Source organism: Acinetobacter sp. CWB-G5 (genome assembly GCF_019209785.1).
In the GTDB taxonomy this organism is placed as follows: Bacteria; Pseudomonadota; Gammaproteobacteria; order Pseudomonadales; family Moraxellaceae; genus Acinetobacter; species Acinetobacter johnsonii.
This window is the reverse complement of the sequence record NZ_JAHUTF010000001.1, coordinates 438244-452614: the sequence shown is the minus strand read 5'-3', so window position 1 is coordinate 452614 and position 14371 is coordinate 438244. Positions and strand designations below refer to the sequence as shown.

General features: G+C 40.5%; 9 protein-coding genes and 1 tRNA gene. 9 read left to right on the top strand and 1 reads right to left on the bottom strand.

Going from position 1 to position 14371, the window contains the following annotated elements:
- Positions 1 to 6: 6 nt before the first annotated feature.
- Positions 7 to 1350, bottom strand: coding sequence for an argininosuccinate synthase (gene argG / locus KVY11_RS02205; RefSeq protein WP_004694013.1), 1344 nt, complete (start codon positions 1348 to 1350; stop codon positions 7 to 9).
- 626 nt (positions 1351 to 1976) lie between these two features.
- Between argG and lldP the strand changes: the two genes are divergently transcribed.
- From lldP to KVY11_RS02160, 9 genes are all read left to right on the top strand, one after another.
- The gene (gene lldP, locus KVY11_RS02200; RefSeq protein ID WP_171054209.1) at positions 1977 to 3644 is read left to right on the top strand and encodes an L-lactate permease; all 1668 of its coding nucleotides are present in this window, start codon (positions 1977 to 1979) and stop codon (positions 3642 to 3644) included.
- A gap of 32 nt (positions 3645 to 3676) precedes the next feature.
- Positions 3677 to 4420 (top strand): transcriptional regulator LldR, encoded by a 744-nt coding sequence (gene lldR, locus KVY11_RS02195; protein WP_010326372.1) that lies wholly within the window; start codon positions 3677 to 3679, stop codon positions 4418 to 4420.
- 2 nt (positions 4421 to 4422) lie between these two features.
- Positions 4423 to 5577, top strand: a complete 1155-nt coding sequence (gene lldD / locus KVY11_RS02190; RefSeq protein WP_005399760.1) for an FMN-dependent L-lactate dehydrogenase LldD — start codon at positions 4423 to 4425, stop codon at positions 5575 to 5577.
- Between the two features lie 282 nt (positions 5578 to 5859).
- Complete coding sequence (dld, locus tag KVY11_RS02185) at positions 5860 to 7557, top strand: D-lactate dehydrogenase (protein ID WP_218287962.1); 1698 nt, start codon at positions 5860 to 5862, stop codon at positions 7555 to 7557.
- Between the two features lie 189 nt (positions 7558 to 7746).
- Positions 7747 to 9783: an NADPH-dependent 2,4-dienoyl-CoA reductase gene (locus KVY11_RS02180; protein ID WP_218288203.1), complete on the top strand. Its 2037-nt coding sequence runs from the start codon at positions 7747 to 7749 to the stop codon at positions 9781 to 9783.
- Between the two features lie 87 nt (positions 9784 to 9870).
- Positions 9871 to 9961 (top strand) — tRNA-Ser (locus KVY11_RS02175).
- 435 nt (positions 9962 to 10396) lie between these two features.
- Positions 10397 to 11323 carry a LysR family transcriptional regulator gene (locus tag KVY11_RS02170; RefSeq protein WP_218287961.1) on the top strand — a complete coding sequence of 309 codons (927 nt, stop codon included), beginning with the start codon at positions 10397 to 10399 and terminating at the stop codon, positions 11321 to 11323.
- A gap of 395 nt (positions 11324 to 11718) precedes the next feature.
- A complete protein-coding gene (locus KVY11_RS02165; protein ID WP_218288202.1) occupies positions 11719 to 12474 on the top strand; it encodes a TorF family putative porin in 756 nt (251 codons plus the stop codon).
- Positions 12475 to 13074: 600 nt separating this feature from the next.
- A complete protein-coding gene (locus tag KVY11_RS02160; protein ID WP_218287960.1) occupies positions 13075 to 14334 on the top strand; it encodes a Zn-dependent hydrolase in 1260 nt (419 codons plus the stop codon).
- Positions 14335 to 14371: the final 37 nt, after the last annotated feature.

The following is a 14371-nucleotide window of genomic DNA, read 5'->3' as shown; positions in this document are numbered from 1 at the left end:
ACAAACTTACTTGTTTTTGTCTTTTAACTGTGGAACAGCAGAACCTGTACCGACTGCAAGCAAACCAGTATTGGTATAAATACCAAGTTTCGCGCGAGTATCTGTGATGTCTAAGTTACGCATAGTTAACTGACCAATACGGTCCATTGGCGTAAACATTGAATCACCTTTTTCCATTGTCAAACGCTCAGCTTCATAAGTGAGGTTTTCAGACTCAGTGTTCATGATGGTGTAGTCATTACCACGACGAAGTTCTAAAGTCACAGTACCAGTGATAGCTTTCGCAACCCAACGTTGTGCGGTTTCACGTAGCATTAATGCTTGAGAATCGAACCAACGACCTTGGTAAAGCAAACGACCTAAACGTAGACCGTTAATACGGTATTGTTCAATCGTGTCTTCGTTATGAATACCAGTTACAAGACGCTCATAAGCAATATGAAGTAGAGCCATACCAGGAGCTTCATAAATACCGCGAGATTTTGCTTCAATAATACGGTTTTCGATTTGGTCAGACATACCTAGACCATGACGACCACCAATACGGTTGGCTTCAAGAATGAACTCAACAGGGTCTTCGATACGTTGACCATTGATTGCAACAGGGAAGCCTTCTTCAAAAGTAATCGATACTTCTTCAGCTTTAACTTCTACGTCGTCTTTCCAGAATGCAACGCCCATGATTGGGTCAACAATTTTGATCCCTGCATTGAGGTATTCAAGATCTTTTGCTTCGTGGGTCGCACCCAACATGTTTGAATCAGTTGAATACGCTTTTTCTTTTGACATTTTGTAGTCAAAGCCGTTGTCGATCAAGAATTGCGACATTTCAGCACGGCCACCTAATTCATCAATAAACGTTTGGTCTAACCAAGGTTTATAGATTTTAAGTGCAGGGTTGGTCAACAAACCATAACGATAGAAACGTTCAATATCGTTTCCTTTATATGTTGAACCATCACCCCAGATGTTGACATCATCTTCTTTCATTGCGGTAACAAGCATAGTCCCTGTTACTGCACGACCCAATGGCGTCGTGTTGAAATACGGTACACCACCAGTTGAAATGTGGAACGCACCACATTGAATCGCAGCAATACCTTCAAGTGCAAGCTGTAAACGGCAGTCAACTAAGCGAGCTTTTACTGCGCCATACGCTTCCGCTTTTTTTGGAATCGCATCGTAGTCGTCTTCATCAGGCTGACCTAAGTTTGCTGTATAAGCATAAGGTTCTGCGCCTTTTTGTTTCATCCACAAAAGTGCAGCTGAAGTATCTAGACCACCAGAGAAGGCAATACCAACTTTTTTGCCAACTGGGACATTCTGCAAGATAGTTGCATTATCAGTCATTGTTAATCCTAACGATATAAATATAGGCACCGAGAATGGGTGGCCTGAAAGAATACATATGTCCGCGATTGTAGCACTTTTCCAAATGGTTTTTCTAAAAAATCATAGGGCTTTAAAAATATTAAAGCTTATGTGCATATCGATACTGTTGAAAAATTTCTGGATAAAATCGGTTTCTATATTGTGTGCTCAATTTTTGTCTTTTTAGAAGATGTTTAGGCTGTAAATTAATCAGAAAAGTGGTGAAGTTTGTTTGGTTTTAAATTGGTATTACCAATATTGTGTGATTTTTCCATTTTTTGAGTATTAAGCTGGATTTAAGTTCGGTGATTATTTTTTATATTATTAGACTAAAGTCTAAAATTGGCATTATTTTCATAAAAATATCAGTAAAAACAATGGTATTAATTTGATTGAAATATGATCTAGTTTATAAAGGTAGTTAATATTGGTCATACCAATATTAACTTTTAATTGAAGTTTTACTTCATTTTAAATCAAAATAAGCCAAGTATAAGTCATTATTGGTTTGTTTCTCTTTACAGTTGCTTATATTGGTCTGTCCAATATTGGCAAAAGTGCCAATAATATGCTCAAAATTAAATCTTAGTAAGCATTTCAAGGAGATGACAATGCTTCAATGGCAGCAAATGTATGACCCGATGGGGAATATTTGGATTTCCAGTCTAATTGCACTGATTCCGATTATATTCTTCTTTTTGGCGCTCGCGGTATTTCGTTTAAAAGGCAGTGTGGCAGGTACGATCACTGTTGTACTTGCACTTCTTGTCTCTTTATTTGCCTATAAGATGCCGGTGCTGATGGCATTCGCATCGATGGCTTATGGTTTCCTCTACGGTTTATGGCCAATTGCATGGATCATTATTGGTGCTGTATTCCTGTATAAAATTTCAGTGAAGACAGGCCAGTTTGACATCATTCGTTCTTCTATTCTCTCAATTACTGAAGACCAGCGTTTACAAATGCTGTTGGTGGGTTTTGCTTTCGGTACTTTCTTAGAGGGTGCTGCAGGCTTTGGTGCTCCTGTGGCGATTACCGCAGCATTATTAGTCGGTTTAGGCTTTAAACCGTTATATGCAGCAGGTCTGTGTCTAATCGTAAACACAGCACCTGTGGCTTTTGGTGCAATGGGTATTCCAATTATTGTTGCTGGACAAGTCTCTGGTGTTGATACGATGGAAATCAGCCAAATGGTGGGCCGTCAGCTACCATTTATGGTGCCAATCGTGTTGTTCTGGATTATGGCAATTATGGACGGCTGGCGCGGTGTTAAAGAAACATGGCCTGCAGTTGTGGTGGGTGCAAGTAGCTTTGCAATTGCACAATACCTAACTTCTAACTTTGTCGGTCCAGAATTACCCGATATTACGGCTGCAATTGCATCCTTGGTTTCTTTAACGATTTTGTTTAAATACTGGCAGCCGAAGCACATTTTCCGTTTTGCAGATCAAGATGCAACGATGAGTGAAGATGTGGCTGCACAAAAACAGCAAAAATACACTGTAGGACAAATTGCAAAAGCATGGTCTCCATTCGCGATTTTAACTGTGATGGTGACGATCTGGAGTGTGAAACCGTTTAAGGATTTATTTGCCAAAGACGGTGCATTGCATGATCTCGTGATTTCAATCAAAGTACCATTTTTGCATCAAATGATTCAAAAAATGCCGCCTGTGGTTGCTGAAATTAAAGACTATGACGCGATTTACAAGTTTGATTGGATCTCGGCGACAGGAACTGCGATCTTTATTGCAGCATTGATCACCATTGCCTATTTGAAGATGAAACCGAAAGATGCTGTGGTAACTTTTGGTGAAACTCTGAATGAGTTGAAAGTTCCCATTTATTCAATTGGTATGGTGTTGTCTTTTGCTTTTATCGCAAACTATTCGGGTATGTCTTCGACCTTGGCCTTGGCCCTTGCACATACAGGTTCGGCATTTACGTTCTTCTCGCCTTTCTTGGGTTGGTTGGGTGTATTCCTCACGGGTTCAGATACCTCTGCCAATGCATTGTTTTCAGCGCTTCAAGCCACCACAGCTCAGCAAATTGGTGTGCCAGAAGTTTTACTGGTGGCAGCAAATACCAGCGGTGGTGTGACCGGTAAGATGATTTCACCTCAATCGATTGCGATTGCGTGTGCGGCGGTAGGACTGGTTGGTAAAGAGTCTGATTTATTCCGTTTTACCTTAAAACACAGTATAACGTTCACAATTATGATGGGTATTATGATTACCCTACAAGCCTATGTGTTCCCTTGGATGATTCCATAACACAAATTGTGTATCAACGTTAAGGAAAGCAGATGAAAGTCTCCGATAAAGCTGTACAAAGCCTGCGTGTATTGATTGAACAAAGCAATATGCAAGTTGGAGACCGTCTGCCTGCTGAAAGAAAACTGTGTGAACAGCTTCAAGTCTCTCGCTCTTCTTTAAGAGAGGCCATTTCGCAGTTGACCAGCATGGGTATGTTGGTCAGCAAAGTAGGGGCGGGGACTTTTTTAAAACAATTACCAGCAACTTGGTCCAGTTATCAAATCGTACAACCGATTAGTAATTTGATAAGTGAAGATCCTGCCTACAGATTTGATGTGCAAGAGGCGCGCATTATTTTAGAAGGTGGAACAACTTGGTATGCAGCACAACGCGCAACCCAAGAAGATCTGGTGAACATCAGACATCATTATGATCAGATTAACCATTTTCAGGCTTTGGGAAATGATGACGAGGCGGCTCGTGCAGATGCGAAATTTCATTTAGCGATTGCTGAAGCATCTCATAATTTGGTTTTGATTCAGATGATGCGTGGTCTGTTCGATTTGTTGCAGTTCAACGTCGCTTTAGGACGTCGAAAAGTCTATAGCGAAGCACACCGTTTTGATCAATTGCATGATCAGCACTTTCAAGTCATGAATGCAATTGAACGTCGTGATCCAGAAGCTGCACGTAAAGCAGTCTGTGGACACATTGAGTTTGTAGTACAACAGGTGCGAATGATTGATGAAGAAGAAGCTCGTCGTCAGCGCGCCAGTCGATTAAACAGGATATAAGCATGATTATTTCTTCTGCCAATGACTACCGTGAAGCGGCACGACGTCGTTTACCGCCATTTTTATTCCATTACATCGATGGTGGTGCGTATGCAGAATATACCCTGAAGCGCAATGTAGAAGATTTATCAAAAATTGCTTTGCGCCAGCGTGTACTGAACGACATGTCACAGTTAAGTTTAGAGACCAAACTGTTTGATGAAACTTTGTCGATGCCTGTTGCATTATCTCCTGTGGGTTTAACAGGCATGTATGCACGCCGCGGCGAAGTTCAGGCTGCGGTCGCTGCAGATAAAAAGGGTATTCCGTTTACGCTTTCTACCGTTTCAGTATGTCCAATTGAAGAAGTGGCACCTGCGATTCAACGTCCAATGTGGTTCCAGCTCTATGTACTACGTGACCGTGGTTTCATGAAAAATGCTTTGGAGCGTGCTAAAGCGGCCGGCTGTTCAACCTTGGTGTTTACTGTGGATATGCCTGTTCCTGGGGCGCGCTATCGTGATGCCCACTCGGGTATGAGTGGTCCAAATGCAGCAATGCGCCGTTATATGCAGTCGTGTTTCCACCCACACTGGGCGTGGAATGTCGGCATGATGGGACGTCCGCATGACTTGGGCAATATTTCTAAATATTTAGGCAAACCTACAGGTCTAGAAGATTATATTGGTTGGTTAGGTTCTAACTTCGATCCGTCTATTTCGTGGAAAGACCTTGAGTGGATTCGTGAGTTTTGGGATGGGCCAATGGTCATTAAAGGAATTTTGGATCCTGAAGATGCTAAAGATGCAGTGCGTTTCGGTGCAGATGGGATTGTGGTTTCAAACCACGGTGGTCGTCAGCTGGATGGCGTTTTATCTTCTGCACGTGCGCTTCCACCAATTGCAGATGCAGTGAAGGGTGATATTAAAATCCTCGCGGATTCGGGTATTCGTAATGGTTTAGACGTGGTACGTATGCTGGCGTTGGGTGCGGACACGTGTATGCTCGGTCGTGCCTTTGTTTATGCTTTAGGTGCGGCAGGCGGTGAGGGTGTTTCAAATCTGCTTGATTTAATTGATAAAGAAATGCGTGTGGCAATGACTTTAACAGGTGCAAAAACCATTGCTGATATTACGTCTGACTGTTTAGTGAAGTTAGAACGAGAGTTGGCTGAGTAAAACTCTCTAATAAAAGCGAATGAATATAAAGAAGCATCCTTTGCCTCATTTTGAATTAAAAAATTTAAGTTCAATTGCGTAGGCGATACCTTACTTTTCAAAGATGAAAAGTAACAAAAATCTTTTGTTGGGCGAGGGGTACGTCCTGTACCCCGCCCAACGCCGGCATCCATGCCGCCACACGACATCGAATACCGTGATTAATACGCTTAAAAAATGAATGTGTTATTTCATAATCTAGCTTTATTGAAAAGCTCAAAAAATTAATGGGCAGGATATAAAATGCAATCCAATTTAGACGCACCGCAAACTATTCAAAAGCTCATCACTATTGTGGGTAAACAACACGTTTTAACTGACGATAAAGACACACGTTTATACCGCCAAGGTCGTCGTTACGGTGCAGGGAAAGTACTCGCTGTTGTTGCACCAGGGTCATTACTGGAACAGTGGCAAGTACTGCAAGCGGCTGTTGATGCAGATTGTATTGTGATTATGCAAGCAGCCAATACAGGTTTGACTGGTGGTTCAACACCTTTTGGCGATGACTATGACCGTCCTGTGGTTCTGATCAGCACGCGTCGTTTGGTTGGCATTCAGGTCATTAATGACGGTCAGCAAGTGATTTGTCTACCTGGTGCAACATTAGATCGACTTGAAAAAGAATTGGTGCCATTTAATCGGGAGCCACACTCGGTGATTGGTTCATCGTGTATTGGAGCTTCAGTTTTAGGTGGCGTCTGTAATAACTCAGGCGGTGCTTTGGTGCGCCGTGGTCCTGCTTATACTGAGCTGGCATTGTATGCCCGTGTTAATGATGATGGTCAGTTAGAGTTGGTGAATCATCTAGGGGTAAATCTCGGAGAAACACCTGAAGAAATTCTAAGCAAGCTTGAAACGAAAAATTATCAAATCGGCGATATTATCAATAACTCAGGCTGCTGCGCATCGGACCATCGTTATGGACATGATGTTAAACAAGTTGATGAAAATACACCTGCACGTTTTAATGCCGATCCGTCTCGTTTATATGAAGCATCGGGTTCGGCAGGTAAAGTGTGTGTTTTTGCCGTACGTTTGGATACCTTTGAAAAAATTCCAAGTCAAGTATTCTACGTCGGTACAAACTCACATGATGATTTGACTGAAATCCGCCGTTTTTTACTGAAAGATTTGCCGCGATTGCCGATTGCAGGGGAATATATCCACCGCGTGGCTTATGACATTGGGGCGGAGTACGGTAAAGACACCTTCATGTTCATTGAAAAACTCGGTACAGCCAAAGTACCTGCTGCATTTGCAATGAAAGATAAGGTCGATGCGTACTTAGAAAAATTTGGTATGAAAGGTCTGTCAGATAAAGTTTTACAGCTGGTGACCAAATTCATGCCCAATCATTTACCGAAACGAATGAATGCTTTTCGTGACCTGTATGAACACCATTTGGTTATTCGGATTGAAAATCAAGATGTCGAGCAAGTTGAAAGCTTTTTAAGACATTATTTCCAAGATAAAAGCTCAGGTGATTTTTTCCACTGTAGCGAGGAAGAAGGACGTAAAGCATTTTTACATCGTTTTGCTGTTGCAGGTGCAGCAATTCGCTATCGGGATACGCATCGTTCAGAAGTTGAAGATATTGTGGCTCTGGATATTGCATTACGTCGTAATGATCGAGAGTGGGTGGAAACTTTACCCAAAGAGATGGATGATCTGATTGTTCATAAACTCTATTATGGTCACTTTTTATGTCATGTGTTTCATCAGGACTATATTGTGAAAAAGGGCGTGGATCCTTTGGCGATGGAACACCAAATGTGGCATTTACTGGATGCACGTGGGGCGGAATACCCAGCTGAGCATAATGTCGGACATTTATATGTAGCAAAACCTGCACTACGAACGCATTATGAAAAGCTCGATCCAACCAATAGTTTTAATGTGGGCATTGGTCAAACCAGTAAGCTGAAGCATTGGCAGTAAAGGGCTTTGGTCTAAAAAACTAAACCAGTGAGGGCAACGTCACTGGTTTTTTTATTGTCGTATGTTTTTGAGCGCTCAGTTGAATTGACCGTAGATGCCAAGAATTTTTTATAAATTGTCATCCCAATATTTTAAAAAACAGCTAAAGTAGTATGCAACAAGTTGCAAAGCCAGAGATAAGGATTCATGATGACAACCAATAGCTATGCACATATTTTAAAACCCTTACATTTGGGTTTTACCACCATTAAAAACCGTGTGGTGATGGGCTCCATGCATACGGGCTTGGAAGATCGTTTTTATAATTATCCAAAATTGGCAGCATACTTCGGTGAGCGTGCTAAAGGCGGTGTTGGCCTGATCATTACAGGCGGGATTTCTCCAAACCGTCAAGGTTGGCTCCTTCCTGCGGGTGGAACGATGAATACGCTGGGGGATATTGCTCCACATCGTTTGGTAACCCATGCCGTACATAAACATGGCGCAAAAATTTTAATGCAAATTTTGCATGCTGGACGTTATGGCTACCAACCTTTTGTTGTTTCTGCCAGCCCAATTAAATCGCCGATTTCGCCTTTTAAACCGCGTCAAATGTCTGAAAAGCAAATTTTGAATACCATTGATGATTACGTCAACTGTGCCAGTCTTGCAAAAAAGGCAGGCTATGACGGTGTAGAAATTATGGGTTCAGAAGGCTATTTACTGAATCAATTCTTAAGCCGTCATGTGAACCAACGTGAAGACCGTTGGGGGGGGGCGATTGAAAACCGTATGCGTTTTGCGGTCGAAATCGTTAAAGGAATACGTGCACAAGTCGGCGAAAAATTTATTATTTGCTTCCGTTTGTCATTGCTCGATTTGGTGCATGATGGCAATACCATGAAAGAAGTGGTTACGATTGCGCAAGCACTAGAAAAAGCAGGCATTACCTTATTGAATACAGGGATTGGTTGGCATGAAGCGCGGATTCCAACTATTGTGACTTCGGTACCACGTGCTGCTTTTGTTGACTATACTGCGGAAGTGAAAAAGCACGTGGCTGTGCCAGTGATTGCCTCAAACCGTATTAACATGCCAGATACCGCGGAAGAGATTTTGGCATCGGGCAAAGCGGATATGGTGCAAATGGCACGTCCGTTATTGGCCGATGCTTTTTGGGTGAATAAAACAGCGACCAATCGTGTTGATGAGATCAATACGTGTATCGCTTGTAACCAAGCATGCTTAGATCATACTTTTAAAAACCAACGTGCAACCTGTTTGGTCAACCCGCGTGCAGCGTTTGAAACAGAGTTGGTTTATTTGAAAACTAAACAACCGAAACGAGTTGCGGTAGTGGGTGGTGGTGTCGCAGGGATGTCAGCCGCGACGGTTGCAGCCAGTCGTGGACACCAAGTGACATTGTTTGAAGCAAGTCATGAGGTGGGTGGTCAGTTCAACTTGGCAAAAGTTGTACCGGGTAAAGAAGAGTTTCATGAAACCATTCGTTATTTCAAAGTACAGATTGAAAAAACTGGCGTCGACTTACGTTTAAACACCAAGGTGAATCGTGAGCAGCTTGAGCGTGAAGGCTTTGAGGAAATTATCATTGCAACAGGTGTTGTGCCACGTGCATTACGTATCGAAGGGAGTGACTTACCGCAAGTTTTGTCTTATGCAGAAGTGTTACGCGGCGCACCTGTCGGTCGAAAAGTTGCGGTGATTGGTGCTGGGGGGATTGGTTTTGATGTGTCTGAGTATTTATTGAAACCAGAGCATCAACCTCAGCCACAACCACTTGCAGATTGGCAACGTGAATGGGGCGTAGATCCAAACCCGAATTATGTTTCTGAAGGAGGCACGCAGGTCGCAGAAGTTCATCCGCCTGTTCGTGAGATTTATTTATTACAACGTAAAACCTCAGCACTTGGAGCAGGTTTAGGTAAAACTTCGGGTTGGGTACACCGTGCACAGTTGAAAAAGCATGCAGTACGTATGTTGCGTGGAGTTCAGTACAAAGCTGTGACTAATGAAGGGCTTTGGGTGGGTATGGCAGGACAAGATCAATTGCTACGTGTTGATACTATCGTTGTATGTGCAGGGCAGGAGTCTGTAAAGGATCTGATGCCAAGTGCTGAGCAAAATACACTCGCGAATTATCACATTATTGGTGGTGCTAAACTGGCGGCTGAGTTAGATGCGAAGCGTGCGATTCGCGAAGGTGCAGAAATCGCTTCGAAATTATAAGTTTTTGATGAAACAATATGCAGTTGGTTGCTTTGACGGTAAGTTTTACTTGTCATCAAAACAAAAGCTCCGTATGATGGCGCACATGGAAGCGTGGCAGAGCGGTTTAATGCACCGGTCTTGAAAACCGACGAGGGCTTATACCCCTCCGTGAGTTCGAATCTCACCGCTTCCGCCAAATTTAAAAAGCCCTCTGTAGTTACAGGGGGCTTTTTTTTATATTTTTCTCACAAATTAATCCATATTACTGATAAAAAAATAGCCGTGTGATTGAAAGTCTCAACTTTTAGGAGTAAGGGGCATCCTCGATGATTAATATTAATTGGCTCTGAGTATTTAGATCCAAATGGCTCTCGTCTATGGGCATCAAAAAGGACAAATTTTACATAGTCCTATATTCTAATCCATGAAACTTTTCTTCAAAGTGAATGAATTTTTCAACGTCATTTTAAGAGTAATTGTGAAAATGATGGAGTTTTGGAGTCTTGTGGAAACGTACATATGTAATGGTGTCGGAAGTACTCAGATGTCAGTGCAGGGTAAAAATTAGGTTTTTATATTTTTGATATGATCATAATAATGTTTATGAGATCGCAGAGGATGAGGTGTAGCTATGAGATCAAATGTATTACTCGATAAATGTAATTGGTCTTTGCTGCGTATTTTTCGTGTGATTGTACAAGAAGGGAGTTTGAATAAAGCGGCTATTAAATTATTTTTGACTCAGTCGGCCATCAGTCAAAGTTTAAAAAGACTGGAAGAACAGATTGGTGAAACGCTAATTGTACGGACGGGAGGAAAGTTTTATTTAACAGCCACAGGTGAGATTGTATTTGAAGCCAGTATGATGATTTACAGTCAGTTGATGGATTATGAGGAAAAATTAAATACTGAAAAAAATAGTTTATCTGGAACAATTAAACTTTTAGTACTCAGTCGGATTGAGTCGATGCGGTACGACAAATTATTACATGATTTTCATCAGAAATATCCGCAGGTAGATTTTCAAGTTGATGTGCTTAAAAGTAAAGAAATTCAACAATTACTATTACAAAAAATTCCAGCACTAGGGATTGGGATAAATCAAATTCAGCATTCCAAATTAAACTATCAGACCTTAATTAATCAAAAATATGCTTTATTTTGTAGTGATCAACATGTGTTGTATTCAGAAAATATCGAGACCATAGATCAAGTTAAAGGGCATGGCTTCATTTCTTTTCAAAGTGAACAATTAAATGATCCTTTGTCACCGCTAAGTGAAGTTCGTGAAAAAATTTTGAAAAATAACCGATTGCTTGTCACCACAAATAATATGGATGAAGTGATTCGTTTTATTAAAAATGGAATTGGAATTGGTTTACTACCCAAAAATATCATTGAAAAAAGTAGCAGCTATCATTTATTTAAGCAACTTCCGCCATTTCCTTATGTATCAATTATTCCCATTTCATTAGCATGGCACAAAGATCGCGAATTATCTTTGGTTGAGCAATATTTTATTAATGATTTAAGAAGTGTCTTTAATATGAATCATTAGCAGAATGTATAAAGTTCGATATCTTCAAGTGTTAATTCAATTTAAACTCTGTGTTTGAAAAATATGAAGATGAAGTTGAGTTCAATGGTGGGGTTGATAAGCATTTAAATGTCGATCAGATCCATGTAATTGATGTCAATCTAATCCCTCTTTTTTTAAGAGGCTTCATTTTTCTATTTGGACACTATTTCAGGCTTTTCTTTGTATCATTTTACTATTACTTGTTACTCAAGTTGCAGTATTTTATTGATTATTAGTTATAAAACCATGAAAAACAAAATAATTATTTATGCTAAATGGTTCCTGTTGAATTGTTGGAATTGGTTCTATGCTTTCTTAAAAAATGAATGACAATAAAAAAACCAAATAAAAATCATGGAATTGATGGAACATTAATGATGAGCAATAAGTTAGTTTGTAGTGTATTGGCAATAATAGCAATTTCAAGTGTACATGCAGAAACAGCTGCAGAATCAACTTGGTTAAAGGGATTTTCGACCAGTGGTACAGTTTCATTTTTAACTGATTATTATTCGCGTGGCTATTCACAAACTGAAGGTGATCCAGCAGTACAAGGCTTTTTACGCCTTGACCATGATTCAGGCTTATATGCGCAACTGTTTGCATCGAATCAAGAACTTGGTATTGGCAGTAGCATTGAGCTTGATTATTACTTGGGTTATGACTATCAGGTAAATAATCGTTTTAAACTGAATGTTCAATACGCGGACATTAATTATCCAGGTGCTGATAAATCTTTACCAGATCCTAATTATGAAGAATACTCTGTTGGTGCAATGGGGACAGGATTGTTAGGTGCTGAAGATACCTTGAATTTTACCTTCTATTATTCTCCTGAATATTACTTCAATACGGGCAAGATGCTTCGCTATGAAAGCACTTATAATTACCCAATTGCTGAAAATTGGAGTGCTTACGCCCAAGTCGGTTATAACCAGTTTTCAAGTCATGAAGCCTACGATGTTTTGTGGGCGACGGATCAAGAAGACGCTTACTATGATTATAAAGTAGGCGGAAATTATAGCTACAACGACTTTACTTTTGATTTGTATTACGTCGATTCAAATATCAATAAAGAATTAGAGTACGCCGATGATTCGGTAGTTTTTAGTATCACTAAGGCATTCTAAGACTAGTCATACTCTGATTGAGTCGATTCAATATACAGGAGGGTTATTCTGAAATCTTAGAATAATCCTTTGTATTTCATCGCTGTTCATTTTTTTAATGGTTGAGTTTATAAAAGTTATTACTAAACCTGTGTGCATTTAGGTGATGCGGTGATTACATGGTATTGGTACGTATATTTTTAATTGATCTTCGAGCATGATTATTTCTAGATCAAATTATTGTGTGTTAAACAATCAAAATACAGATTTAAAAAATGCGGTATAGGTAATCATTGAATTAAAAGTGTATTTTAAATAATCAATATTTGTTTTTTTACGTGTGTAATCCATAATTTAATTTTTGTAAATCTGATTAATATCAATGCACTAATCATTTTTGAATGCTGCGTCTTATTTTTTAATTTAGGTTTGTTTTGCAAGCGATTTATGATGGTGCTGGCAATAAACTTGGTATGAAATAAGAGGGTATAAGTTTTACTAATACTTCGGTTAAAAATATATAACTTGTTGCCATGCAGTTTTTTTTCTAGAGTGAATTTATGAAATTTGGTGTTCTGTAAAAACACAAAAAAATATTTTATAAAATGGATGTTTCTAGTAATGAAAGCGAATGCGGAACGTTTGTGGCACATGCTGATGGAAATGGCAAAAATTGGCGCAACGGATAAAGGCGGGAATACACGTTTAGCATTATCGGATGAAGATGTTGCGGGACGTTCTTTACTGATCGATTGGGCTAAAAAAATCAACCTTTCAATAGATTATGATGAAATTGGCAATTTAATTTTAAGACGTGCAGGTCTTTCTACAACAGCTTTACCCATTGTTATGGGCAGCCACTTAGATACGCAACCGAAAGGCGGTCGTTTTGACGGTATCTATGGTGTGCTGTCTGGTTTGGAAGTACTACAGCGCTTGGCTGAAGAGGATATCACGACCTATCATCCTTTAGAAGTTGTGGTTTGGACCAATGAGGAAGGTGCACGTTTTACCCCAGCCATGATGGGTTCGGCTGCATTTACGGGCTTACTAGCCAAGCAAAAAGTGTATGACAGTACCGACAAGCAAGGTGTATCGGTTTATTCGGAATTGCTCCGTACCGGTCAGTTGGGTCAAACACCTTTAGCACGTCCATTCAAAGCGTATTATGAAGCGCATATTGAACAAGGGCCAGTTTTAGAACAAAACCAAATTTCTATTGGTGTCGTGACCGGTGGTCAAGCAATTTTGTGGCTCGATGTCGAAACCACAGGTAAAGCAGCGCATGCAGGCACAACGCCAATGTATATGCGTAAAGATACTATGGTGGGTACAGCGGCGATGATTGCGGAGTTAGAGCGTAATATTCGTAAACGCTTCCCAGAGGGATTAGTCACTTTTGGTGAAATGCAAGTGGCGAATTCTTCACGCAATACCATTCCAGGGCAAATTCAATGGACCATCGATTTGCGTAATCCAAACGATGCTGTGTTGAAGGAAATGGAAGAAGAAACCCGTAAAATTTTGCAAACATTGGCGGAACACCACGACTTAGAGATTAGTATCTCTCAGCATTGGTTAAGCCCAGCGACTTATTTCGATGCGGAATGTGTCGAAACGGTACAAAAAGCGGTGGATACACTGGGTTATTCCAACCAGACCATTGTCAGTGGTGCGGGTCATGATGCAATTAATATTGCCAAGCACTGCCCAACCACCATGATTTTCATTCCGTGTATTGATGGTCTAAGCCACAACGAGGCTGAAGATGTTTATGCACTAGATGCGGCACAGGGTGCAGATGTATTGCTGAATGCCATTTTAAATTATGACGCTATGCAAGCGAGTGCAGTGCAACCGCATTGTGCAGAAGCTGTTTAAACCGATGATTTCATAAATATATAGTTAAAATGCAGCC

Coding starts and splice junctions, on each gene's coding strand:
- argG (WP_004694013.1), bottom strand. CDS start 1,350: ATGACTGATAATGCAACTATCTTGCAGAATGTCCCAGTTGGCAAAAAA.
- lldP (WP_171054209.1), top strand. CDS start 1,977: ATGACAATGCTTCAATGGCAGCAAATGTATGACCCGATGGGGAATATT.
- lldR (WP_010326372.1), top strand. CDS start 3,677: ATGAAAGTCTCCGATAAAGCTGTACAAAGCCTGCGTGTATTGATTGAA.
- lldD (WP_005399760.1), top strand. CDS start 4,423: ATGATTATTTCTTCTGCCAATGACTACCGTGAAGCGGCACGACGTCGT.
- dld (WP_218287962.1), top strand. CDS start 5,860: ATGCAATCCAATTTAGACGCACCGCAAACTATTCAAAAGCTCATCACT.
- KVY11_RS02180 (WP_218288203.1), top strand. CDS start 7,747: ATGACAACCAATAGCTATGCACATATTTTAAAACCCTTACATTTGGGT.
- KVY11_RS02170 (WP_218287961.1), top strand. CDS start 10,397: ATGAGATCAAATGTATTACTCGATAAATGTAATTGGTCTTTGCTGCGT.
- KVY11_RS02165 (WP_218288202.1), top strand. CDS start 11,719: ATGATGAGCAATAAGTTAGTTTGTAGTGTATTGGCAATAATAGCAATT.
- KVY11_RS02160 (WP_218287960.1), top strand. CDS start 13,075: ATGAAAGCGAATGCGGAACGTTTGTGGCACATGCTGATGGAAATGGCA.